A 22605-nucleotide genomic window follows, 5' to 3' on the forward strand; every position below is an offset into this window, starting at 1 on the left:
ACTGACAACGGGCGACGTTCCCCCGCCGGAGCCGTCCCGCGCGCGGCGGGACGCGGCCGGGAAGGCGCTACTCGACGCCGATCAGCAGGGGGGACGACTGGCGGCCGCCGTCGTACGTCACCGTGTCGACCGCGAGGTGCGACTCGCGTACGTACGACTCCAGGTACTCCGCCAGGCCGGCCGGCGCCTCCCCGCCGAGGACGAGCGTGACCATCTCGCCGCCGGCCGCCAGCATCCGGTCCAGGACCGTGCGGGCCGCCGCCGTCAGGTCGGACCCGATCACCGCCACGTCGCCGTCGATCAGGCCGAGCACGTCACCCGCCTGACAGATGCCGGCCGTCGTCCACGACTGCCGTTCGGCGACGGCGAGTTCTCCGTAGCGCGTGGCGCCGGCCGCCGAGGTCATCGCGACGACGTCCTCGTCGAAGCGCCGCTCCGGTTCGTGGACGGCGAGGGCCGCGATGCCCTGGACCGCCGCGCGGGTGGGGATCAGGGCGACCCGTACGCCCTCGGTGCGGACCTGCTCGGCGGCGGCCGCCGCCGTGTGCCGCAGGTCGGCGTCGTTCGGCAGCAGGACGACCTCACGGGCGTGCGCGCGCCGGATCGCCTCCGCCAGCTCGCCGCTCGCCGGCGGCTCCCCGGGGCGCGCGAGCACGGTGGTCGCGCCGGCCTCCTCGCAGAGGCCGGCGAGTCCCTCTCCGGGGACGACGGCGACGACGGCCCGCTGGGCCCGCTGACGGGGCGGGGCGGCCCGGTCGGCGGCGAAGTGCGTGATGCGGATGCGGTACGGGCGGCCGGCCTCCACTCCGGCCTCCACCGCCGCGCCCGCGTCGTCCACGTGCACATGGACGTTCCACAGGCCGTCGCCGCCGACCACCACCAGCGAGTCCCCCAGCCCGTCGAGCCGGGTCCGCAGCCGGGCCACCGCCGCGTCGTCGGCCTCCAGCAGGTAGATGACCTCGAACGCCGGGCCGCCCTCCCCGGCCGTGTCCGTCCACTCCGCGTCCGCGGGACAGTCGTCCACGGGCAGCGGCGCCGGCGCCTCCCGCTTGCGTACGGCGACGGCCTCCCCCGAAACGGCTTCGACCAGCGCGCCGAGCACGGCGACCAGGCCCCGGCCTCCCGCGTCGACCACGCCCGCGCGGCCGAGGACCGCCAGCTGCCGCGGGGTGGCGTCTAGCGCCGTGCGCGCCCCTTCGTACGCCGCGCGCACCACCTCGGTGGTGTTCCCGCCCGTCCGCCCGGCGGCCTCGGCCGCCGCCGTGGCGACGGTGAGGACGGTGCCCTCGACCGGGTGCGCGACCGCCTGGTACGCCGATTCGGCGGCCGCGCGCAGCGCCCGGCGCAGGGCCTCGGCGTCCGCCGCCCGGCCGGAGAGCACCTGCGCCATGCCGCGCAGCAGCTGGGCCAGGATGGTTCCGGAGTTGCCCCGGGCGCCGATGAGCGCGCCGTGCGCCATGGCGCGTACCGCGTCCGAGAGGGCCGGCACGGACGCCTCGGGGGCGGTGACCGTCTCGTGGGCCGTGAAGACCGCCTCGACGGCCTGCACGGCGGATTCCACGGTCAGGTAGAGATTGGTGCCGGTGTCCCCGTCCGCGACCGGGTAGACGTTGATCGCGTCGATCTCCTCGCGGGCTCGGCCCAGGGCCTCCAGGGCCAGCGAGCACCAGGTGCGTACCGCGACGGCGTCGAGGGTCTGCGGCACCTGGCGTCCTCCTTGAGAGCGGGTTGCACCGCAGGGTAGTCGCGCGGTGCGCCGCCCGGGCGCCGGGGCGGACCAGGGGGACGGGACGGGGAGCCTCCGCGACCGTGGTAGTTTCGTTCTACGGGAGCAGGCGATGTATGCTGCTCCGGTTGCCCGATGAGAATCGGGACATTCCCCCGGCTACGCCACTCGATTCTTCGATCCCGGCATGCCGGGATCCACTGTAAGTGCATCTGAAGTCTTTGGAGTGACCCGTGGCTGCCAACTGCGACGTCTGCGGCAAGGGGCCGGGCTTCGGCAACAACATTTCGCACTCGCACCGCCGTACGTCCCGTCGCTGGAATCCCAACATCCAGCGCGTGCGTGCAGTGGTCGGTCGGACGCCGAAGCGGCTCAACGTCTGCACCTCGTGCATCAAGGCCGGCAAGGTCTCGCGCTGACGTATGCGAAGCGCGGCCACCTAGCTGGTTGCTTGAGAACCGGTCCACCCTCGTGGTGGGCCGGTTCTTTTTTGTACCCGCGCGCGTGCGCCGCGGCCGGCGTCAGACCGCGGGGCTGTTCCTGAGACGCCAGCCGTGGTCCACCGGCCCGATCCCGGCCCCGAGCGCGAACCCGGCGGCGATCGCCTCGGTCACGTACTCCTTGGCGGCGGACACTGCCTGCGGCACGTCGAGGCCCTTCGCGAGGCCCGAGGCGATCGCGGACGCCAGCGTGCAGCCGGTCCCGTGCGTGTGCCGGTTGTCGTGACGGGGAGCGCGGAGCCAGTGCTCCTCGGCGCCGTCCGTGAGCAGGTCGACCGCGTCGCCCGGCAGGTGGCCGCCCTTGACGAGGACCCAGCGCGGACCGAATTCGAGAAGCGCGCCGGCCGCTCGCCGCAGTCCGGCCTCGGACTCCACCCGTACGCCGGTGAGCTGGGCCACCTCGTCGAGGTTCGGGGTGGCGACGGTCGCCGTGGGCAGCAGCTTCGTGCGCACCGAGTCCAGGGCGGACGCGGCGAGCAGCGGGTCGCCGTGCTTGGAGACGCCGACGGGGTCCACGACCACCGGGGCGCCGGTGCCGGCGAGCAGTTCCGCGACCGTCTCGACGAGTTCGGCGGAGGACAGCATCCCGGTCTTCACGGCCTGGACGCCGATGTCGTCGACGACGCTGCGGTACTGGGCCCGCACGGCCTCCACCGGCAGGTCCCAGGCGCCTTGCACACCGAGGGAGTTCTGCGCCGTCACCGCGGTGAGCACGCTCATGCCGTGCACGCCGAGGGCCAGCATCGTCTTGAGGTCGGCCTGGATGCCGGCACCGCCGCCGGAGTCCGATCCGGCGACGGTGAGAACGCAGGGAAGTATTCGCATACGGGCGAATCTAGTACGCGCCGGGTCCGGAGCGGACCTACGGACCGGTCTCGATGTCGCCGAAGTGGTCCCAGCCGCCCTTGCTGGTCCACGGCGCCCCGTCGACCGTCACCTGCGGCAGCGCCGACGGGTTGAGGACCTCGCCGATGATCTTCCAGCGGGCGGGCAGCTTCGTGTCCGGCGGGAACGTGGCCACGATCGCGTGGTCCTCTCCCCCGGTCAGCACCCACTGGAGGGGGTCCACGCCGACCGCCTGACCGATGTCGGACATCTGCGTGGGGATGTCGATGAGCCCGGACCGCAGGTCGATGCGCACCTTGCTGGCCTCGGCGATGTGCCCGAGGTCGGCCACGAGCCCGTCGCTGACGTCCGTCATGGCGGTGGCGCCGAGCCCGGCCGCCGCGGGGCCCGCGTGGTACGGCGGTTCGGGTCGCCGGTGCGCCTCGACGAACGCGCGCGGCGAACGGAAGCCGCGCGAGAGGACGGCGAGGCCGGCCGCCGACCAGCCCAGCCAGCCGGTGACGGCCACGACATCGCCGGGCCGCGCCCCCGAGCGCGTCACCGGCTCGTGGTTGCGCAGGTCGCCGAGGGCGGTGATCGCCACGGTGATGGTCTCGCCGCGTACGACGTCACCGCCGACGACGGCGGCGCCCGCGACCGCGCACTCGTCCCTGATGCCGTCCATCAGCTCGGTCGGCCAGCTCACGGGGAGTTCGGCCGGGACGACGAGGCCCAGGAGCAGCGCGGTCGGCACGGCCCCCATGGCGGCGATGTCGGCGAGGTTCTGGGCCGCCGCCTTGCGGCCCACGTCGTACGCCGTCGACCAGTCGCGCCGGAAGTGGCGTCCTTCGAGCAGGATGTCCGTACTCGCCACGACCCGCCGGTCGGGTGCGGCCACGACGGCGGCGTCGTCGCCGGGCCCCAGCCGAACCGCCGGGGTGGAGGTGAGCCGGGAGGTGAGCTCTCGGATGAGCCCGAACTCCCCCAGTTCGCCCACAGTGCCCTTCATGGATGTGCCCCTTCTGCCCCAGTGCGCTTGCGGTCGCGAGCCATCACTGCTGTAGGTACCGTCAACACATACGTCAACTTCTGGTCTCCCGTACGCCACGCTCCGTGCGCCGACGGCCGCGCAGGTCTCCCCGCTTCCCGCGACGACGCGATACGGTGGCGTCTCTTTATCTCCCACATGATCCTCGTGGCCGCCCTGGAGGTTCCGTGGTACAGGCGTACATCCTCATTCAGACCGAGGTGGGCAAGGCGTCGTCCGTCGCCGAGACCATCGGCAAGATTCCGGGAGTGATCCAGGCCGAGGACGTGACCGGACCCTATGACGTGATCGTCCGCGCGCAGGCCGACACCGTCGACGATCTCGGCCGGCTGGTGGTCGCCAAGGTCCAGCAGGTGGACGGCATCACCCGCACTCTGACCTGCCCGGTCGTGCACATCTAGCCCCCGTCTACTCTTGGCCGGTGACTTCCTCTTCACGTCGGCTTCCGTCGTACGCGCCGGTCCCGGTGCTCTCGTGCGCCGCCCTGCTCCTCGCCGTCGCCGGCTGCTCCCTCACGGACGACGCCGTGGCGGTCCCGGTTCCCGCCCCGGCCTCGGAAGAGGCCGAGGTGTGCCGGGCGCTGCACCGTGAGCTGCCGGAGACCGTCGACGGGCTGGAGCGGCGCACCGCCGACCCGGAGTCGGACCTCACCGCCGTGTGGGGAGATCCGGCGATCGTACTGCGCTGCGGCGTCCCGCGACCCGGGAAGATGAGCGACGCGGGGTCGAAGGGGGTGGAGGCGGACGGCGTCAACTGGATGCTGGAGCGCCAGGAGGACGGCAGTCCGCGGTTCACCACGACCTATCGCGACGCCTACGTCGAGGTGACCCTGCCCGCGAAGTACGCCCACGACGTGACGCCGTTGGCGGCCTTCGCGGGGCCGGTGAAGAAGACGGTGCCGGACAGCCTGTAGCGCCCGGAACCGGGCGGTGCGGGCTGTCCGGTGCGGTGTGCTAGCGCAGGCCCGTCGGGCGGCGCAGCGCGGCCTGGATCAGCAGGTCGACGAGCTCGGGGTAGGACACCCCGGTCTCCTGCCACATCCGCGGGTACATGGAGATCGGCGTGAAGCCCGGCATGGTGTTGATCTCGTTGATCACGAACTCCCCGCTGTCGAGCAGGAAGAAGTCCGCGCGCACCAGGCCCTCGCAGGCCGCCGCGTCGAACGCCTCGACCGCGAGCCGCCGCACCTCGGCGGTCTGCTCCTCGGTCAGCGGCGCGGGCACCAGGCCGGCCGCCGAGTCGATGTACTTGGCCTCGAAGTCGTAGAAGTCGTGGGACGTGACCGGCGGGATCTCGGCCGGCACGCTCGCACGCGGCCCGTCCTCGAACTCCAGCACGCCGCACTCGATCTCGCGGCCGCGCAACAGCGACTCCACGAGGATCTTGGGGTCGTGCCGCCGCGCCTCCTCGACCGCCTCGTCGAGGCCGGAGAGGTCGTCGACCTTGGTGATGCCCATCGAGGAGCCGCCGCGGGCGGGCTTCACGAAGAGCGGCCAGCCGTGCTCGCCGGCGAAGTCGACGATCTTCTTGCGCGCGGCGGAGGGGTCGTTCTCCCACTCCCGCGGGCGGATGACCTCGTACGGGCCGACCGGCAGCCCGAAGGAGACGAACACCCGCTTCATGTACTCCTTGTCCTGGCCGACGGCCGAGGAGAGCACACCCGAGCCGACGTACGGGACACCGGACAGCTCCAGGAGGCCCTGGAGGGTGCCGTCCTCGCCGTACGGACCGTGCAGGACGGGGAAGACGACGTCGACCTCGCCCAGCGCCTTGGGCACCGAACCCGGCTCGCTGTAGACGACTTCGCGGTTGGCCGGGTCGACCGAGAGCACCACGCCGCCCTCGGCCGATTCGGCGAGGTCCTCGACGCTCGGCAGGGTCCGGTCGGCGATGGCCATCCGGTCGGGCTCGTCGGCGGTCAGCGCCCAGCGGCCGTCCGTCGTGATGCCGATGGGCAGTACGTCGTACTTCTCGCGGTCGATGGACCGCAGTACGGCGCCGGCCGTGACGACCGAGATGGCGTGCTCGGAGCTGCGGCCGCCGAAGACGACGGCCACCCGCGGCTTGCGGGGCTCCTGCGCGGGGCTCTGGGGGAGGTTCTCGCTGCTCATATCGCGTTGAGGGTACCGTGCACATCCGGTGCCGGGGAGTGCGGGCGCGGGCGCGGCGTGCTGCCCGCCTCCTCCGGGGCCGGCGGCCGGAGGCCACGGCGGCACCCCGAGGCCCGGGCAGCAGCGCGAGAGGTGCGTGCGGAAGGGGTCAGCGGCGCTCGGGCTTGGCGCTGCGCGACATCAGTTCCTTCAGCGCGACGATCGGCGGCTTCCCGTTGTGGACGATGTCGACGACCGTGTCCGTGATCGGCATGTCGACCCCGTGACGGCGGGCCAGATCGGCCACCGACTCGCAGGATTTGACGCCCTCCGCCGTCTGCCGGGTGACCGCGATGGTCTCTTCGAGCGTCATCCCGCGGCCCAGGTTGGTGCCGAAGGTGTGGTTGCGCGAGAGCGGCGACGAGCAGGTGGCGACCAGGTCGCCGAGGCCCGCGAGGCCCGAGAAGGTGAGCGGGTCGGCGCCCATCGCCAGGCCCAGCCGCGTCGTTTCGGCGAGACCGCGGGTGATGAGGGAGCCCTTGGCGTTGTCGCCGAGGCCCATGCCGTCCGCGATGCCGACGGCGAGGCCGATGACGTTCTTGACGGCGCCGCCGAGCTCGCAGCCGACGACGTCGGTGTTGGTGTACGGACGGAAGTACGGCGTGTGGCAGACCGACTGGAGCCTGGTGGCCACCGACTCGTCGCTGCAGGCGACGACCGCGGCGGCGGGCATCCGGGCGACGATCTCCTTGGCGAGGTTGGGGCCCGTGACCACGGCGACCCGCTCGGCGGGCACCTTGGCGACCTCCTCGACGACCTCGCTCATCCTCTTGGCGGTGCCGAGTTCGACCCCCTTCATGAGGGAGACGAGGACGGTGTCGGCGGCCAGCAGCGGCGCCCACGCCGCCAGGTTGCCGCGCAGCGTCTGGGAGGGGACGGCGAGGACCGTGAAGTCGGCGTCCTCGGCGGCCTCGGCGGCGTTGGTGGTGGCGCGCAGTGAGGCGGGCAGTTCGACGCCCGGGAAATAGTCGGGGTTCGTACGGCCGTTGTTGATGGCGTCGGCGACTTCGGCGCGACGGCCCCAGAGGGTCACGTCGCAGCCCGCGTCGGCGAGCACCATGCCGAAGGCCGTACCCCAGGAGCCTGTTCCGAATACGGCCGCCTTGACCGGCTGGCGTGTCACTTCGCGTTCTCTCCCTCGGCCTTGCGCCGCTGCTGCGCGCGGGCCATGCGGTGGTCGTACGGCTGGGCGGGCGCGGGCTCGCCGCGCAGGCCGGCGAGCTGTTCCGTGATGGCGGCCATGATGGCCTCGGTCGCCTCGCGCAGCACTTCGGGCGTCGGTTCCTTGTCGTAGAACCGGTTCAGGTCGACCGGCGGGCCCGCCTGCACCTGAAGCGTCTTGCGCGGGAAAAGCTGAAGCTTGTTCTCCTTGGCGTACGGCGGCATCGCCAAGTTGGCGCCCCACTGGGCGACCGGAATGACGGGGGCCTTCGTCATGAGGGCCACCCGCGCCGCTCCGGTCTTGCCGGCCATGGGCCACATGTCGGGGTCGCGGGTGAGCGTGCCCTCGGGGTAGAACGCGACGCATTCGCCGCGCTCGATGGCGGCGACGGCGGCCCGGAAGGCGTCGAGTGCGTTGGTGGTCTCTCGGTAGACGGGGATCTGGCCCGTGCCGCGCAGCATCATCCCGACGAACGGGGTCTTGAAGAGGCCCGCCTTGGCCAGCAGCCGCGGAACACGTCCCGTGTTGTACTGGAAGTGGCCGTAGGAGAGCGGGTCGAGGTACGAGTTGTGATTGACGGCGGTGATGAATCCGCCCTCGGCCGGAATGTGCTCCATTCCGCGCCAGTCCCGCTTGAACAGAACCACGAGCGGCGGTTTGGCGATGACCGCTGCCAGGCGGTACCAGAAGCCGATTCTGCGGCGGGACACTCGGACACCTTCCTCTAGGACCGGGCTGCTTGTTCACATGTGCCTGGTCAGCCGCACAAGTGTCGCGCCAGGTCCCCTGTCTGTCGAGAACACCGTACGCCCCGGCACGGCCCCCGGAGCCCGTGCCCGCCGTGCGGGCAGGCCACAATGGGGCCCGACGCGCACTGGACGGAGGGCTGGCCACTGAACACGCTCCGGACCGCCCGCTGGTCCCTGGTCGTCCCTCTCAAGCCCCTGTTGCTGGCCAAGAGCAGGCTCGCTCCCTCCGCTGGCGACACGTTGCGCCGCAGGCTGGCTCTGGCCTTCGCCGAGGACACCGTGGCCGCCGCGCTGGCCTGTGCGGCCGTACGGGATGTGGTGGTCGTCACGGACGACGGCCCGGCGGGCGCGGCCCTCGCCGCCCTCGGCGCGCGCATCGCGCCGGACACCCCGGCCGCCGGTCTCAACGCCGCACTGGCGCACGGGGCGCGCACCGTCCGGGCGCTGCGGCCCGGCGCGCCCGTCGCGGCGCTGAATGCGGATCTCCCCGCGCTGCGGCCGGTGGAATTGCGGCAGGTGCTCGATTACGCGGCCGAATTTCCGCGCGCATTTCTGGCGGACGCCACCGGAATCGGTACGACGCTGCTTTCCGCGGCACCGGGGGTGGAATTGACGCCGTTCTTCGGCGGTCCTTCGCGGGCCCGGCATTCGGCCGCCGGCGCCCGGGAAATACCGCTCGGCGGGGTCGATTCCGTGCGCCGGGACGTGGACACCGGGGACGATCTGCGGGCGGCGCTGGCGCTCGGCGTGGGCCCGCGCACGGCCCGGCTGAGCGCGGCGGTCTCCGGCAGATACGCTGCCGTCATGCAGGCGACCGCGTACACGTACGACTCCGAGACCCGCAGCGGCAGTGTGCTGCTCGACGACGGCACCCCGGTGGAATTCGACGCCACGGCGTTCGACGCGGGCGGCCTGCGGCTGCTGCGCCCCGGCCAGCGGGTGCGCATCGAGGGCGAGGGCGAGGGCGCGGACCTGCGCATCACCCTGGTGACGCTGCAGACCTTCTGAGGGGCGGAGGCGAGGGCACTCCGCAGGTGGGCGCGCGGCCCGCGAGGGACCCGGAAGCCCTCCGAGGGCCGTCCAGCTCCATGGTCCCGGCGGCTCCGGCCACACGGCTGCCCCCGGATGCGCCGGCCACGGCTGACGGGGTGGGTAAAGGGGGGCACCCGCCCGGTGCACGGCGGGCGCCGGCCCGCGATTCACGGCGGGCCCGGCCCGCGGTCCGGGCGCACCGCCCCGAGGCGCCTGGGCACACCGCGGGCCGGGCTCCCCGGAGGGAGCCCGGCCCGGCGCGTGACTCCTTGCTGCCGCTCCTACTTCCCGGCGGCGGTCTTCTTCGCGGTGGTCTTGCGCGCCGTGGCCTTCTTGGCCGGCGCCTTCTTCGCGGTGGTCTTCTTGGCCGGTGCGGTCTTCGTGGCGGTGGTCTTCTTGGCGGCAGGCGTGGCCTTCTTCGCGCCGGCCGTCTTCTTCGCGGCGCCCGTGGTCTTCTTGGCGGTCGCGGTGGTCTTCTTCGCGGCGCCCGTGGTCTTCTTGGCCGGGCTCGCCTTCTTGGCCGTGGCGGTGGTCTTCTTGGCGGGAGCCGCCTTCTTCGCCGGGGTCGTCTTCTTCGCCGCGGCGCGCTTGGTGGCGGCCTTCTTGGCCGCCGCCTTGGCAATGGTGGGGGCCGGACCGGAGAGGCTGCCCTTGGGAGCCTTCTTGACGGCGACCTCGCCACCCTTGGGGAGCTTCTTCGAGCCGCTGACCAGGTCCTTGAAGCCCTGACCTGCGCGGAAGCGCGGAACGGAGGTCTTCTTGACCCGTACGCGCTCGCCCGTCTGCGGGTTGCGGGCGTAACGGGCCGGACGGTCGACCTTCTCGAACGATCCGAAGCCGGTGACCGACACACGGTCGCCGGCGACCACTGCACGGACGATCGCGTCGAGTACCGCGTCGACCGCGTCCGCGGCCTGCTGACGGCCGCCGACCTTGTCTGCAATCGCTTCTACGAGCTGCGCCTTGTTCACGTCTTCCCCTTCGGAGACATTGCCAGAACGAATGTGTTCAAGCTTTTTCGCACGTTAGGCAGATATATACCGCAAATCAAACACGAAACGGGCTAATCACCCTAGTGCCGCAACGAAGTAGACCGGCGGGAGTTCCACAGGCCTCAGTCGCCTTCGGGGAATCGACCCTCGTCGAGGTCCTTCATCAACCTGTCCAGGCGCCTTGCCGTATCGGCGAGATCGTGTTTCGCCCCGGCCGTTATGACCAGCAGCTTCCGGGTCAGCGCCATCCGTACGCCCTCCGGGACTTGCAGTGTGCGCACCCTTGTGTGTGCTTCTTTCAAGCGACCCGCGACCGCCTCGTAGAGCTCGAGTTGGCTGTCGCGTTCCATGCACCGATTGTGCCATCTGGGGCGAGTTGTCGCCTCCGGCGGGGGCAACTAATGGCATCCGGACGTCCTAAAGGAGCCCTGGACACCTGTGGCACGGTCGTCATGTTCCTCGCGTACCACCGGAGTTGGGGCCCAAACATGACGGTGCCCCCCACCGCGAGCGGCAGGGGGCAACGGAGTGAAGGAAGAGCGTCAGAGCTGCACGGTACTGGGCTTGTACGAGGGCCTGGATACCTCGTAGGCGGCGATCGACGGCTCGTTCTGGAGGGTGATGCTGATGTCGTCGAGACCGTTCAGCAGCCGCCAGCGGGCGTTCTCGTCAAGTTCAAAATCAGCCGTAATGCTTCCAGCCCGGACTTGACGGTCCTCGAGGTCCACGGTGACCTCAGCCGTGGGGTCCGCCTCGACCAGGTCCCAGAGCGCGTCCACGGTCTTCTGGTCCAGTACGACGGTCAGCAGGCCGTTCTTGAGCGAGTTGCCCCGGAAGATGTCCGCGAACCGCGAGGAGATCACGGCTTTGAAGCCGTAGTTCTGCAGGGCCCAGACGGCATGCTCGCGCGAGGAACCGGTACCGAAGTCCGGTCCGGCGACCAGCACGGTGGCACCTTCGCGCTCCGGGCGGTTGAGCACGAACTGCGGGTCCTTGCGCCAGGCCTCGAAGAGCCCGTCCTCGAACCCGTCGCGCGTGACCTTCTTCAGCCAGTGGGCGGGGATGATCTGGTCGGTGTCGACGTTGCTGCGGCGCAGCGGGACGGCCCGGCCGGTGTGTGCGGTGAAAGCTTCCATGGCCATGGTGATCAGGCCTCCACGAGCGTCGGTACGTCGGACAGGTCCGCGGGCGCGGCCAGGTGGCCCAGCACGGCGGTGGCGGCGGCGACCTGCGGCGACACCAGGTGGGTACGGCCGCCCTTGCCCTGCCTGCCCTCGAAGTTGCGGTTGGAGGTGGACGCGGAGCGCTCACCGGGCGCCAGCTGGTCCGGGTTCATGCCCAGGCACATCGAGCAGCCGGCGTGCCGCCATTCGGCCCCCGCGGCGGTGAACACCTTGTCCAGACCCTCTTCGATGGCCTGGAGCGCGACCCGGACGGAGCCGGGGACGATCAGCATCCGTACGCCGTCGGCGACTTTGCGGCCGTCCATCAGGGCGGCGGCGGCCCGCAGGTCCTCGATCCGGCCGTTGGTGCACGAACCTACGAAGACGGTGTCCACCTTGATCTCGCGCAGCGGCTGCCCGGCGGTCAACCCCATGTACTCCAGGGCCTTTTCGGCGGCGAAGCGCTCCGAAGCGTCCTCGTACGAAGCAGGGTCGGGGACATTGGCCGACAGCGGCGAACCCTGCCCCGGGTTGGTGCCCCAGGTGACGAACGGCGCCAGTCCGGCGGCGTCGATGACGACCTCGGCGTCGAAGACGGCGTCGTCGTCGGAGCGCAGGGTCTTCCAGTAGGCGACGGCGGCGTCCCACTCCTCGCCCTTGGGGGCGTGGTCGCGGCCCTCCAGGTAGTCGAACGTGGTCTGGTCGGGGGCGATCATGCCCGCCCGCGCGCCGGCCTCGATCGACATGTTGCAGATGGTCATCCGGGCCTCCATCGAGAGCTTCTCGATGGCGGAGCCGCGGTATTCGAGCACGTAGCCCTGACCGCCGCCGGTGCCGATCTTCGCGATGATCGCCAGGATCAGGTCCTTGGCGGTCACGTCGGCGGGCAGTTCGCCCTCGACCGTGATGGCCATGGTCTTCGGCGGCGCCATGGGCAGCGTCTGGGTGGCCAGCACGTGCTCCACCTGCGAGGTGCCGATGCCGAAGGCCAGGGCGCCGAACGCGCCGTGCGTGGAGGTGTGGCTGTCACCGCAGACCACCGTGGTGCCGGGCTGGGTCAGGCCCAGCTGCGGTCCCACCACGTGGACGACGCCCTGCTCGACGTCGCCGAGCGGGTGCAGGCGTACGCCGAACTCCGCGCAGTTCTTGCGGAGCGTCTCCAGCTGGACGCGGGAGACCGGGTCCGCGATCGGCTTGTCGATGTCGAGCGTCGGGGTGTTGTGATCCTCGGTGGCGATGGTGAGGTCGAGCCGCCGCACCTGGCGGCCGCTCTTGCGGAGGCCGTCGAAGGCCTGCGGGCTGGTCACCTCGTGCAGCAGGTGCAGATCGATGAAGAGGAGGTCCGGCTCGCCCTCGGCGCGCCTGACGACATGGTCGTCCCAGACCTTCTCCGCAAGTGTCCTACCCATCGCTTTCCCTTCGACCGGCGTCTTCACCGGCCCATCTAGAGATCGGATCGCCCTCGCCCGGACCCCCCGTACGGGGCGGTGGCTGCTGAGCCGTTGTGCGGCCTCATCTACAGATTCGCAAGTTCGGGAGAAAATTGAACTTGCGTTTCACAGAGTGAGACGCGAGTATCGACGCATGGACAACTCTAGCGGCGTCGGCGTTCTCGACAAGGCAGCTCTGGTTTTGAGCGCACTGGAGTCCGGTCCGGCCACCCTCGCCGGGCTGGTCGCGGCGACAGGGCTCGCACGGCCCACGGCACATCGACTTGCCGTGGCACTGGAACACCACCGGATGGTGGCGAGGGACATGCAGGGCCGGTTCATCCTCGGTCCGCGACTGTCGGAACTGTCCGCCGCGGCGGGCGAGGACCGGCTGCTGGCCACGGCAGGGCCCGTACTCACGCACCTGCGCGACGTGACCGGCGAGAGCGCGCAGCTCTACCGCCGGCAGGGCGACATGCGCATCTGCGTGGCGGCGGCGGAGCGGCTGTCCGGACTGCGGGACACCGTCCCGGTGGGCTCGACGCTCACCATGAAGGCGGGCTCGTCCGCGCAGATCCTGATGGCCTGGGAGGAGCCGGAGCGCCTGCACCGCGGCCTCCAGGGCGCCCGCTTCACGGCGACGGCGCTGTCCGGCGTACGCCGCCGCGGCTGGGCCCAGTCGATCGGCGAGCGGGAGCCGGGCGTGGCGTCGGTGTCGGCGCCGGTGCGCGGCCCGTCCAACCGTGTGGTCGCGGCCGTCTCGGTATCCGGACCGATCGAGCGACTGACCCGCCACCCGGGCCGCATGCACGCCCAGGCGGTCATCGACTCGGCGGCCCGTCTCTCGGAGGCGCTGCGCCGCTCTGGCGGCTGAGAAGGAACCAGAAGGACGCGGGGCCTCGAGGGCGCCGACGCATCGCTCAGGGGCCCTGGCACGCCGCCAGGGCCCCTGCGGGCTTTCCCGGCACTCCTCGGGCAACTCCACGACGCGGGCCAGCGGTTGCGCGCACGAAGAAGGCCCCCCGCATGATGCGGGAGGCCTTCTTGATACGTACCCCCGACCGGATTCGAACCGGCGCTACCGCCTTGAGAGGGCGGCGTGCTAGGCCGCTACACAACGGGGGCCTTGCAGATATGCTCTGCGAGCTGGGCTACCAGGACTCGAACCTAGACTAAGGGAACCAGAAACCCTCGTGCTGCCAATTACACCATAGCCCAAAATGGTTTAGACCAATTCGGTTTCAACCCGTACCCCCGACCGGATTCGAACCGGCGCTACCGCCTTGAGAGGGCGGCGTGCTAGGCCGCTACACAACGGGGGCCCTAGCGATCCTCGCGTCGTTGCATCCGGGAGCGACCCGAAGGAAACGGAAAGAAAGGATCTGTACCCCCGACCGGATTCGAACCGGCGCTACCGCCTTGAGAGGGCGGCGTGCTAGGCCGCTACACAACGGGGGCCTTGCAGACACTGCATGTACTTCAACAGCTCCTGCGAGCTGGGCTACCAGGACTCGAACCTAGACTAAGGGAACCAGAAACCCTCGTGCTGCCAATTACACCATAGCCCACCAAAACACAACCCCCTGGTGGGGGTTTGTTTGGCTTGCGCTTCCCGGCCGGACCTTTCGGCCCTCTCGGGCGGCGCAGAAAGAACATTACCCGAAGGTGGACGGCGCTCCAAAACGGGTATCGTCGCGCAACAGCCCTGGTAGCTGCTCGAGGCCGGTGATCCGGACGAGCTCCGGACGTCCGCCCAGTCCGCCGCGGTCGAGCCAGATGCCGACCAGTCCCGCTTCGACGGCGCCCCGGGCGTCGGTGTCGGGCTGGTCACCGACGTACGCCACCTCGTGCGGCGGCAGGGCGAGCGCCTCGCAGGCGGCGTGGAACGCCTCGGCGGCCGGCTTGGAGACCCCCAGCTCGGCGGCGCACAGCAGCACCTCGAAGCGGTCGCGCACCCCGAGGATCCGCAGCTTGCGGTCCTGGTTGCGCACGCTGGAATTGGACAGCACGGCGTGGCGGTAGTCCGCCGCCAGGACGTCGAGGACGGGGAGGGTGTCGGGGAAGAGCTTCCACGCGGCCTCGTAGTGGGCGACGTACCGCAGGAACCACGCGTCCGCCGCGTCGTCGGCGATCTGCGGCCTGCCGAGGAACGAGCGCACGCGGTCCCGGCGCTGCTCCTCGAAGCCGGCCTCCCCGGCGGCGAACCGCTCCCAGTGCAGTGCGGTGGCCTCGCGCCAGCGGCCGAGAGCCTGCTCGGCGGACTCGGACCCGTCGAGCAGCCCTTCGGCCGCGAGGTGGGCGCGCATGCCCGCCGTGTCGGCGGTCGCGTAGCCGAAGATCGTGTCGTCGATGTCCCAGACCACGGCGCGGATCGGCATGCTCCGACGGTACGCGAAGGGCCCGGCAGCCGGGGAGGCTTCCGGGCCCTTCGCAGGGGCCTGCTACGCGGTGAGCTTCGCCAGGGCCGCGTCGACGCGGGCCAGGGTCTTCTCCTTGCCCAGGATCTCCAGGGACTCGAAGAGCGGCAGGCCGACCGTGCGGCCGGTGACCGCCACACGGACCGGGGCCTGGGCCTTGCCGAGCTTCAGACCGTGCTCCTCGCCGGCGGCCAGGACGGCCTCCTTGAGGGACTCGGGGCTGGTCCAGTCGGCCGCTTCGAGCTTCGCGCGGGCGGTGGTGAGCAGCGGTACGGGCTCGCCCTTCATCGCCTTCGCCCAGGACGCCTCGTCCTCGACCGGCTCGTCGAGGAACAGGAAGTCGACGTTGGCCGTGATGTCGGACAGGACCGTCACACGGGTCTGGGCGTGCGGGGCGATCCGCTCGAAGGCCGCGCGGTCGAAGGACTCCGGCTTCCAGTTCGCGTACGGCGCCTTCAGCCACGGCTCGCAGGCCGCGGTGAACTCCTCCACCGGGAGCATGCGCAGGTGCTCGGCGTTGATGTGCTCGCACTTCTTCAGGTCGAAGCGCGCCGGGTTGGCGTTGACGTCCTTGATGTCGAACGCCGCGACCATTTCCTCGATCGTGAAGATGTCGCGGTCCTCCGCGATCGACCAGCCGAGGAGGGACAGGTAGTTCAGCAGGCCGGCCCGGAGGAAGCCGCGCTCGCGGTAGAGGTTGAGGGACGCCTCGGGGTCGCGCTTGGAGAGCTTCTTGTTGCCCTCGCCCATGACATACGGGAGGTGCCCGAACTGCGGGATCTCCTTGGCGACGCCCAGCTCGATCAGCGCCTTGTAGAGCGCGATCTGGCGCGGGGTGGAGGACAGCAGGTCCTCGCCGCGCAGGACGTGGGTGATCTCCATCAGCGCGTCGTCGACGGGGTTGACGAGCGTGTAGAGCGGGGCGCCGTTGGCGCGGACGATGCCGTAGTCCGGCACGTTGTCCGGGTTGAAGGTCAGTTCGCCGCGGACCAGGTCCGTGAAGGTGATCGGCTCGTCGGGCATCCGGAAGCGCACGATCGCCTCGCGGCCCTCGGCCTTGTACCGCTCGATGCGGTCGGCGCTCAGGTTGCGGCAGGTGCCGTCGTAACCCGAGGGCTTGCCGGCGGCGCGGGCGGCGTCGCGGCGGACTTCCAGCTCCAGGGCCGTGCAGAAGCACTCGTACGCGTAACCGCCCGCCATCAGCTTCTGGGCGACGTCCTTGTAGACGTCCATCCGCTGTGACTGGCGGTACGGAGCGTGCGGGCCGCCGACCTCGGGGCCCTCGTCCCAGTCGAGGCCCAGCCAGCGCAGCGAGTCGAGCAGCTGGTTGTACGACTCCTCGGAGTCGCGGGCCGCGTCGGTGTCCTCGATGCGGAAGACCATCGTGCCGCCGTTGTGCCGGGCGAAGGCCCAGTTGAACAGGGCGGTACGGACCAGGCCCACGTGGGGGTTGCCGGTCGGCGAGGGACAGAAACGTACACGGACGGGAGACGGGGTTGCGCTATCCACGCTTGATCACCTTGTTGGTGAGAGTGCCGATGCCTTCGATGGTGACGGCGACTTCGTCGCCGACGTTCAGGGGTCCGACTCCGGCCGGGGTCCCCGTGAGGATGACGTCGCCCGGGAGCAGCGTCATGGCCTCGGAGATGTGCACGATCAGGTCCTCGACGGAGCGGATCATGTCGCTCGTACGCCCCAGCTGGCGCTGCTGCCCGTTGACCGTGCACTGGACGGCCAGGTCGGCGGGGTCGAGGTCGGTCTCCACCCAGGGTCCCAGCGGGCACGAGGTGTCGAAGCCCTTGGCCCTGGCCCACTGCTTCTCGCGCTGCTGGACGTCGCGGGCGGTGACGTCGTTGGCGCAGGTGTAGCCGAAGATGACGTCCTTGGCGCGCTCGCGCGGGACCTCGCGGCACATGCGGCCGATGACCACGGCGAGTTCCGCCTCGTGGTGCAGCTCGCTGGAGAAGGAGGGGTACGCGATGTCGTCGCCGGGGCCGGTCACCGACGTGGACGGCTTGAAGAAGGTGAGGGGGAGGTCGGGGACCTCGTGACCCAGTTCCGCCGCGTGCTCGGCGTAGTTGCGGCCGACGGCCACGACCTTGCTGGGGAGCACGGGGGGCAGGAGGCGGACCTTGCTCAGCGGGACCTTGACGCCGGAGAGCTCGAAGTCGGCGTACGGGATGCCCTTGATGATGTCGAGGACGAGACCGTCGGGTCCGCGTTCGCCGGCGGCCGCGTCAACCGCGCCGAAGGCCACATTGCCGTCGATGGAGAACCTGGCGATACGCACGGGATGCTGCCGCCCCTTACTTGCTGGCTGGCTGGAGACTGACGCCCCAGGCTAACGCGGCCGAGGCGTCCCACCTCCCGTGTCAACGCCGTGCCCGGCTACGCGGCGGGGGCTTCCATGAGGATGGTGCGGCGCGGGTTGGCCGTCTCCGAGGGAAGGTCGACGGGGTGCTCGGGCCGCTCCGGCCCACGCAGCTCCGCGGCGTCCGCGAGATGCACCAGGGTGGTGCGGCGGGGGTTGGCGGTGCTGCGGAACATCGACGCGGTCGTGGTCTTCATCTGCTGTTCATGCCTTGTCGGTACGGGCGCCCCTCGGGCGCGGTGATTGTCGGCTTCGCCATCCCTGTAAAGCGTCAGGCTAAACATCCGCATCCCCGTCGAAGATGTGAAGCAGTCGGGAAAGCCGTGTGAGTTTCCTCACGAGATGGCGGGCAAATCAAGCATTTCGGGCGGCGTGCCGAGGTGGGAGAAACGGACATTGCGCCACTGAAGCGACCATTCCGCTCCTGATCATCAGGACTGGGACACCCCCTACCCCTAAGCGACTCGCTCACCTTTGCCCCTTTTCAGCCCGAACACGTTCTACACCAGGTGATCCGCCACTCACATGGTGTCACCGCGGCCGCGGCGCGACACGCGGGCCTTGTTGGAGATCCGGCACTGTGCTGGAATTCCCCGGACCGCCGCGAGATTCCAGCCGGCGCGCAGGGCGCAACGCAGCGCCGAGTGGCGGCGGGAAGGGGAGAGGCGCCGGTCACTCACGACCACCCATGGGGCCGCTCGGTGCCCCACGACTCGACACCGTTCCGCCGTTCGCGCGGAGGAACGCCTGGTCCAGAGGTTGCGACGCTAGTGCAGGGACGTTTCAAGAGGGATGGCAGCGCTGCGGCGGAGCAGGAGCCGCGCGGGACCGACCGCGGATCCTCGCCCCAGCACGCCCGGAATCACGCACCGGCCTCGGCCGGCGGCGGCGATCGTGCCGCGCGGACCGGGACCAAGGGCGACGGTGAACAGGCGGCTCCCACGCACGCCAAGGAACCCGGCGCCACGGGGTCGCGAATAGCACTGCGCAACTGGCGCATCAGCACCCGTCTGGTCTCGCTGCTGGCTCTGCCGGTGGTCGCGGCGACCACCCTCGGCGGCCTGCGCATCAACGAGTCCATGAACGACATGGAGCAGCTGGAGCACATGCAGCTGCTGACCGACATGACCAAGCAGGCGACCGAGCTCGCCGACGCGCTCCAGGCGGAGCGCGACCGGTCGGCCGGTCCGCTCGCCAACGGCACCAGCCCGGCCGACTTCAAGGTCAAGGGCCCCCGCGACAAGACCGACCGGGCCAAGAAGGCGTTCATCGACGGGACCATGCAGGTCCAGCCGAACGGTGACGAGAGCCTTCAGAGCATCCGGAACAGCCTTCAGCAGATCGCGTCGCGTCTGAACTCGATCCGCCAGATCCGCGAGGGCGCGTACCAGAAGAAGACGACCAACTCGCAGACGGTCAACAACTACAACCAGCTGATCGAATCGCTGCTGAGCCTCTCCCAGGACATGGCGCAGGCGACCTCCAACCCGGAGATGATCAAGCGGACGCGTGCGCTGTCCGCGTTCTCCTCCGCCAAGGAGTACGCCTCCATCCAGCGCGCGATCATCGCCGCCGCGCTGCCGGCGAACGACCGCGAGGCCGGCGAGCTCACCGAGAACGACCGCCTCTACGCCAAGTCCGCCCAGGACAACGAGATCGCGGCGCTCAAGCAGTTCGACCAGGTCTACGTCGGCGACAACGAGAACCTGACCGCGTCGCTGGAGAGCGGCAACGACGCCACGATCGAGGCCGCCAACAAGTACGCGGACCGGGTGCTCCAGACCCCGGGGCGGCTCAAGAGCGAGCAAGAGCGCTCGTACATGGACTGGACGGACGCGGACTCCACCAAGATCCAGGCGATGAAGCGGATCGAGGCCACGCTCCTCAACGAGATGGAGCAGAAGGCCCGTGAGCTGCGCAACGAGTCGCAGCAGGACGCCATCCTCAACGGTGCGCTGATCCTGCTCGTCCTCGGCGTCTCGCTGGTCGGCGCGTTCGTCGTCGCCCGCTCCATGATCCGTTCGCTGCGCCGCCTCCAGGACACCGCGACCCGCGTCGCCCAGGACCGTCTGCCCGAGCTCGTCAAGCAGCTCTCCGAGGCCGACCCCCAGGACGTCGACACGTCCGTGGAGTCCGTCGGCGTGCACTCGCGCGACGAGATCGGCCAGGTGGCCGCGGCATTCGACGACGTGCACCGCGAGGCGGTCCGACTGGCCGCCGAGCAGGCGCTGCTGCGAGGCAACGTCAACGCGATGTTCACCAACCTCTCGCGCCGTTCGCAGGGCCTCATCCAGCGTCAGCTCTCGCTCATCTCCGAGCTGGAGTCGCGCGAGGCCGACCCGGACCAGCTGTCCTCCCTCTTCAAGCTCGATCACCTCGCGACCCGCATGCGCCGTAACGGTGAGAACCTCCTCGTTCTCGCCGGTGAAGAGCCCGGCCGCCGCTGGACCCGGCCCGTGCCGCTCGTCGACGTGCTCCGCGCCGCCGCGTCCGAGGTGGAGCAGTACGAGCGCATCGAGCTGTCCTCGGTGCCCGGCACCGAGGTCGCCGGCCGCGTCGTCAACGACCTCGTGCACCTGCTCGCCGAGCTGCTGGAGAACGCGACCTCGTTCTCCTCCCCGCAGACCAAGGTCAAGGTCACCGGTCACGCGCTGCCCGACGGCCGTGTGCTGGTCGAGATCCACGACACCGGCATCGGCCTCTCCCCCGAGGACCTCGCGGCGATCAACGAGCGCCTCGCCTCGCCGCCCACCGTGGACGTCTCCGTCTCGCGCCGTATGGGTCTGTTCGTGGTCGGCCGCCTGTCCCTGCGACACGGCATCCGCATCCAGCTCCGTCCCTCCGACTCCGGTGGCACGACCGCGCTCGTCATGCTGCCCGTCGACGTCGCCCAGGGCGGCAAGAAGGCTCCGGCCAAGACCGGCGCCGCCGCTCAGCCGCAGGTGCCCTCCGGCCCCGGCGCGCGGATGCCGGCCGGCCCCGGCGCGGTCGGCGGCGGCAACGCTCCGGCCGGGCGGCTTCCGGCCGGTCCCGGCGCTGCGCGCGGTCAGGTCGCGGGCTCCGGTTCGCGCGCCGCGCTCCCCGGACGCGACGGCGGTCCCGGCCAGGGGCAGCCCGGCTCCGGCCAGGGCGGCGGTCTCGCGGGCGCCTTCGGCGGCTCCCGGCAGGCCGGGAACCGCGAGCGTCCCGACGCCCGCCCCAACGCCTTCCAGAAGAACAGCCCCGCCCCGGGCGACCAGGGACGTCCGCAGCAGCCGCAGCAGCCCGGTCGGAGCGGCTCGCGCGCCGAACTGCCCGGCGGCAACCCGGCCCAGCAGCGTCCGGCGCGTCCGCAGGCGGCCAGCTGGGGCACCGACCAGCCGCGCGGCCACGAGGAAGCGGACCTGGCCTCCCGGCAGGGCCCCGGCGCCACGGCGGAGTTCGAGCGCCCCCACTTCGACCAGCCGGACCGGCAGGCCGGACCGGCCGCCTCCTCCTCCACCGGCGGGTTCGAGCGTTCCGACGTGCGCGGCCCGGTGGGCCCCGCGACCACCGGCTCGTACGAGCGCCCCGGCCAGCGCGGTGCGCAGGACGCGGGCCAGTTCGCCCGGCCCACGGGCAACGCCCCGCGCGGCAACGCCCCCCACGGCGACGTTCCTCAGGGCAACACCGGCCAGTACCAGCGGCCCGAGCTGCCCGGCTCCCCGGACCCCGCGTCCACCGCGCAGCTCCCCCGGCCGGACTTCAACGCCCCGCGCCAGGCCGACCCGGCCGGTGCGTACGGCGGGCCGGTCCAGCCGCAGGGCACGGGGCCGGGCCAGGGCAGGCGCCCGGGCCGTCCTCAGAGCGGGTCGTACGAGACCGGCCAGAACCAGGGCGGTCAGAACCAGACCGGCCAGAACCAGGGCGGCCCCCAGGCCCTCCCGCCGGCGCCGCGCAGGCACGGCGGCGACAACGCCGGTTACCCCGGCGGCGCGCCGCGTCAGCCCGCCGCGAGCCTGCCTCCGCAGCCGCAGCAGCACGAGCTGCCGCCGGCGTCCGGTCCGGGGGACGGTCGTACGCCGCTCTTCGACACGCTGGAATCGAACTGGTTCCAGCAGCAGCAGGGCGAGCAGCAGGCGCCCGCGCCCCAGCAGCAGTCCGGGCGGGCCGCGCAGCAGTCCTCTGCAGCGCCCTCCGCCACCCCTCCGATGCCGCAGCGCGCCCAGGCGCGTGACACGGGTGCCGCGAGCAGCACCACCAACGGTACGAACGCCACCAACGGCGCCGCCTGGCGCACCTCGCCGAACGACGAACTCGTAAAGCAGGCCGAGCGGGTCAAGAAGCCCGCAGCCGGCGGTGTCACGACCTCGGGTCTGCCGCGTCGCGTCCCGCGCGCCAATCTGGTGCCGGGTACCGCGCAGCAGCAGAACCACCAGACCGGTCCGCAGGTCTCGCGCGCGCCTGACGACGTGCGCGGACGGCTGACCAATCTTCGTCGGGGTATCCAGCAGGGTCGGCAGGCCGGCAGCGGCTCGTCGACCGGGAGTTTCAACATTGACCCCACTCACCAGCAGGAGCGTTAGTTGAGTCCGATGAGCCAGGCGGCCCAGAATCTGAACTGGTTGATCACCAACTTCGTGGACAACACCCCAGGGGTGTCCCACACGGTCGTGGTCTCCGCCGATGGACTCCTTCTGGCGATGTCCGAAGGCTTCCCGCGTGACCGCGCCGACCAGCTGGCGGCCGTCGCCTCCGGACTGACCTCGCTGACCGCGGGGGCCTCCCGGATCTTCGAGGGCGGGGCTGTGACCCAGACCGTCGTCGAGATGGAGCGCGGCTTCCTCTTCCTCATGTCCGTGTCCGACGGCTCCTCCCTGGCCGTACTCGCTCACCCCGACTGCGACATCGGCCTCGTCGGCTACGAAATGGCGCTGCTGGTCGACCGGGCCGGCAGCGTTCTGACCCCGGACCTCCGTGCGGAGCTCCAGGGGAGCCTTCTCCACTAGGCAGCGCACCAGGTATTGCCGAGAACAGACCCAAGGCCGCGCACAGCCCCCCACCCCGGCCCCGTCAGACGGC

Annotated in this window: 20 protein-coding genes, 5 tRNA genes and 1 pseudogene; 7 read left to right on the forward strand and 19 right to left on the reverse strand. The window is 70.9% G+C overall.

From position 1 onward, the window contains the following. Window positions 1-67: 67 nt before the first annotated feature. Window positions 68-1705, reverse strand: a complete 1638-nt coding sequence (locus tag AC07FK_RS00700) for a DAK2 domain-containing protein (protein ID WP_479101331.1) — start codon at window positions 1703-1705, stop codon at window positions 68-70. A gap of 254 nt (window positions 1706-1959) precedes the next feature. Here AC07FK_RS00700 and rpmB point away from each other — a divergent pair, with 254 nt between their 5' ends. Next, complete coding sequence (rpmB, locus tag AC07FK_RS00705) at window positions 1960-2145, forward strand: 50S ribosomal protein L28 (protein WP_003957616.1); 186 nt, start codon at window positions 1960-1962, stop codon at window positions 2143-2145. 102 nt (window positions 2146-2247) lie between these two features. Here the strand turns inward: rpmB and thiD are convergent, their stop codons facing one another. Further along, window positions 2248-3051 (reverse strand): bifunctional hydroxymethylpyrimidine kinase/phosphomethylpyrimidine kinase, encoded by an 804-nt coding sequence (gene thiD / locus AC07FK_RS00710; RefSeq protein WP_479101333.1) that lies wholly within the window; start codon window positions 3049-3051, stop codon window positions 2248-2250. A gap of 37 nt (window positions 3052-3088) precedes the next feature. Beyond that, a complete protein-coding gene (locus AC07FK_RS00715) occupies window positions 3089-4060 on the reverse strand; it encodes a thiamine-phosphate kinase (protein WP_138893995.1) in 972 nt (323 codons plus the stop codon). A 206-nt stretch (window positions 4061-4266) separates the two neighbouring features. On the opposite strand from AC07FK_RS00715, the gene AC07FK_RS00720 reads away from it, so the two are divergent. Both AC07FK_RS00720 and AC07FK_RS00725 read left to right on the forward strand, forming a co-directional pair. Continuing rightward, on the forward strand, window positions 4267-4500 hold the full coding sequence (locus AC07FK_RS00720) for an Lrp/AsnC family transcriptional regulator (protein WP_069926747.1): 234 nt from the start codon (window positions 4267-4269) through the stop codon (window positions 4498-4500). A gap of 20 nt (window positions 4501-4520) precedes the next feature. Beyond that, window positions 4521-5012, forward strand: coding sequence for a DUF3515 domain-containing protein (locus AC07FK_RS00725; RefSeq protein ID WP_479101336.1), 492 nt, complete (start codon window positions 4521-4523; stop codon window positions 5010-5012). A 40-nt stretch (window positions 5013-5052) separates the two neighbouring features. Here the strand turns inward: AC07FK_RS00725 and AC07FK_RS00730 are convergent, their stop codons facing one another. The 3 genes from AC07FK_RS00730 to AC07FK_RS00740 all read right to left on the reverse strand — a co-directional run bounded on the left by AC07FK_RS00730 (window position 5053) and on the right by AC07FK_RS00740 (window position 8121). Continuing rightward, the gene (locus AC07FK_RS00730; protein ID WP_479101337.1) at window positions 5053-6210 is read right to left on the reverse strand and encodes a D-alanine--D-alanine ligase family protein; all 1158 of its coding nucleotides are present in this window, start codon (window positions 6208-6210) and stop codon (window positions 5053-5055) included. A 148-nt stretch (window positions 6211-6358) separates the two neighbouring features. Beyond that, a complete protein-coding gene (locus AC07FK_RS00735; RefSeq protein ID WP_479101339.1) occupies window positions 6359-7372 on the reverse strand; it encodes an NAD(P)H-dependent glycerol-3-phosphate dehydrogenase in 1014 nt (337 codons plus the stop codon). Next, a complete protein-coding gene (locus tag AC07FK_RS00740) occupies window positions 7369-8121 on the reverse strand; it encodes a lysophospholipid acyltransferase family protein (RefSeq protein ID WP_479101341.1) in 753 nt (250 codons plus the stop codon). The genes AC07FK_RS00735 and AC07FK_RS00740 overlap by 4 nt, the downstream gene beginning before the upstream one ends. Before the next feature lie 164 nt (window positions 8122-8285). Here AC07FK_RS00740 and cofC point away from each other — a divergent pair. Beyond that, window positions 8286-8949 (forward strand): annotated as a pseudogene (gene cofC / locus AC07FK_RS00745) (2-phospho-L-lactate guanylyltransferase); the annotation flags it as partial. Window positions 8950-9473: 524 nt separating this feature from the next. On the opposite strand, the gene AC07FK_RS00750 reads toward cofC, so the two are convergent. The 4 genes from AC07FK_RS00750 to leuC form a co-directional block, all read right to left on the reverse strand. Next, window positions 9474-10163, reverse strand: a complete 690-nt coding sequence (locus AC07FK_RS00750) for an HU family DNA-binding protein (RefSeq protein WP_479101343.1) — start codon at window positions 10161-10163, stop codon at window positions 9474-9476. 143 nt (window positions 10164-10306) lie between these two features. Further along, on the reverse strand, window positions 10307-10534 hold the full coding sequence (locus tag AC07FK_RS00755; protein ID WP_479101344.1) for an SCO5555 family protein: 228 nt from the start codon (window positions 10532-10534) through the stop codon (window positions 10307-10309). A 192-nt stretch (window positions 10535-10726) separates the two neighbouring features. After that, complete coding sequence (gene leuD / locus AC07FK_RS00760) at window positions 10727-11320, reverse strand: 3-isopropylmalate dehydratase small subunit (RefSeq protein ID WP_479102518.1); 594 nt, start codon at window positions 11318-11320, stop codon at window positions 10727-10729. A gap of 11 nt (window positions 11321-11331) precedes the next feature. Beyond that, window positions 11332-12756: a 3-isopropylmalate dehydratase large subunit gene (gene leuC / locus AC07FK_RS00765; RefSeq protein WP_479101346.1), complete on the reverse strand. Its 1425-nt coding sequence runs from the start codon at window positions 12754-12756 to the stop codon at window positions 11332-11334. Between the two features lie 175 nt (window positions 12757-12931). Between leuC and ndgR the strand changes: the two genes are divergently transcribed. Continuing rightward, window positions 12932-13651 carry an IclR family transcriptional regulator NdgR gene (ndgR, locus tag AC07FK_RS00770; protein ID WP_028813744.1) on the forward strand — a complete coding sequence of 240 codons (720 nt, stop codon included), beginning with the start codon at window positions 12932-12934 and terminating at the stop codon, window positions 13649-13651. Window positions 13652-13829: 178 nt separating this feature from the next. Here ndgR and AC07FK_RS00775 read toward each other — a convergent pair. From AC07FK_RS00775 to AC07FK_RS00815, 9 genes are all read right to left on the reverse strand, one after another. Beyond that, window positions 13830-13902 (reverse strand) — tRNA-Glu (locus AC07FK_RS00775). Window positions 13903-13923: 21 nt separating this feature from the next. Then, window positions 13924-13995 (reverse strand) — tRNA-Gln (locus AC07FK_RS00780). 31 nt (window positions 13996-14026) lie between these two features. Then, window positions 14027-14099, reverse strand: a tRNA-Glu gene (locus AC07FK_RS00785). Between the two features lie 63 nt (window positions 14100-14162). Further along, window positions 14163-14235 (reverse strand) — tRNA-Glu (locus AC07FK_RS00790). Between the two features lie 38 nt (window positions 14236-14273). After that, window positions 14274-14345 (reverse strand) — tRNA-Gln (locus AC07FK_RS00795). A gap of 87 nt (window positions 14346-14432) precedes the next feature. Next, the gene (locus tag AC07FK_RS00800; protein ID WP_479101348.1) at window positions 14433-15155 is read right to left on the reverse strand and encodes an HAD family hydrolase; all 723 of its coding nucleotides are present in this window, start codon (window positions 15153-15155) and stop codon (window positions 14433-14435) included. 63 nt (window positions 15156-15218) lie between these two features. After that, complete coding sequence (gene gltX, locus AC07FK_RS00805; RefSeq protein ID WP_479101349.1) at window positions 15219-16703, reverse strand: glutamate--tRNA ligase; 1485 nt, start codon at window positions 16701-16703, stop codon at window positions 15219-15221. Next, on the reverse strand, window positions 16696-17484 hold the full coding sequence (locus tag AC07FK_RS00810) for a fumarylacetoacetate hydrolase family protein (RefSeq protein ID WP_479101351.1): 789 nt from the start codon (window positions 17482-17484) through the stop codon (window positions 16696-16698). Before AC07FK_RS00810 ends, gltX begins: the two co-directional genes overlap by 8 nt. Before the next feature lie 98 nt (window positions 17485-17582). Next, window positions 17583-17762 carry a hypothetical protein gene (locus AC07FK_RS00815; protein WP_479101352.1) on the reverse strand — a complete coding sequence of 60 codons (180 nt, stop codon included), beginning with the start codon at window positions 17760-17762 and terminating at the stop codon, window positions 17583-17585. A 573-nt stretch (window positions 17763-18335) separates the two neighbouring features. Between AC07FK_RS00815 and AC07FK_RS00820 the strand changes: the two genes are divergently transcribed. Together AC07FK_RS00820 and AC07FK_RS00825 are read left to right on the forward strand one after the other, a co-directional pair. Further along, entirely contained in the window at window positions 18336-22109 is a 3774-nt protein-coding gene (locus AC07FK_RS00820; protein ID WP_479101353.1) for a sensor histidine kinase, read from the forward strand. Between the two features lie 9 nt (window positions 22110-22118). Beyond that, window positions 22119-22532, forward strand: coding sequence for a roadblock/LC7 domain-containing protein (locus AC07FK_RS00825; RefSeq protein WP_037649408.1), 414 nt, complete (start codon window positions 22119-22121; stop codon window positions 22530-22532). Window positions 22533-22605 lie beyond the last annotated feature (73 nt).

The sequence above is a fragment of the Streptomyces sp. NPDC046122 genome, from assembly GCF_056429965.1.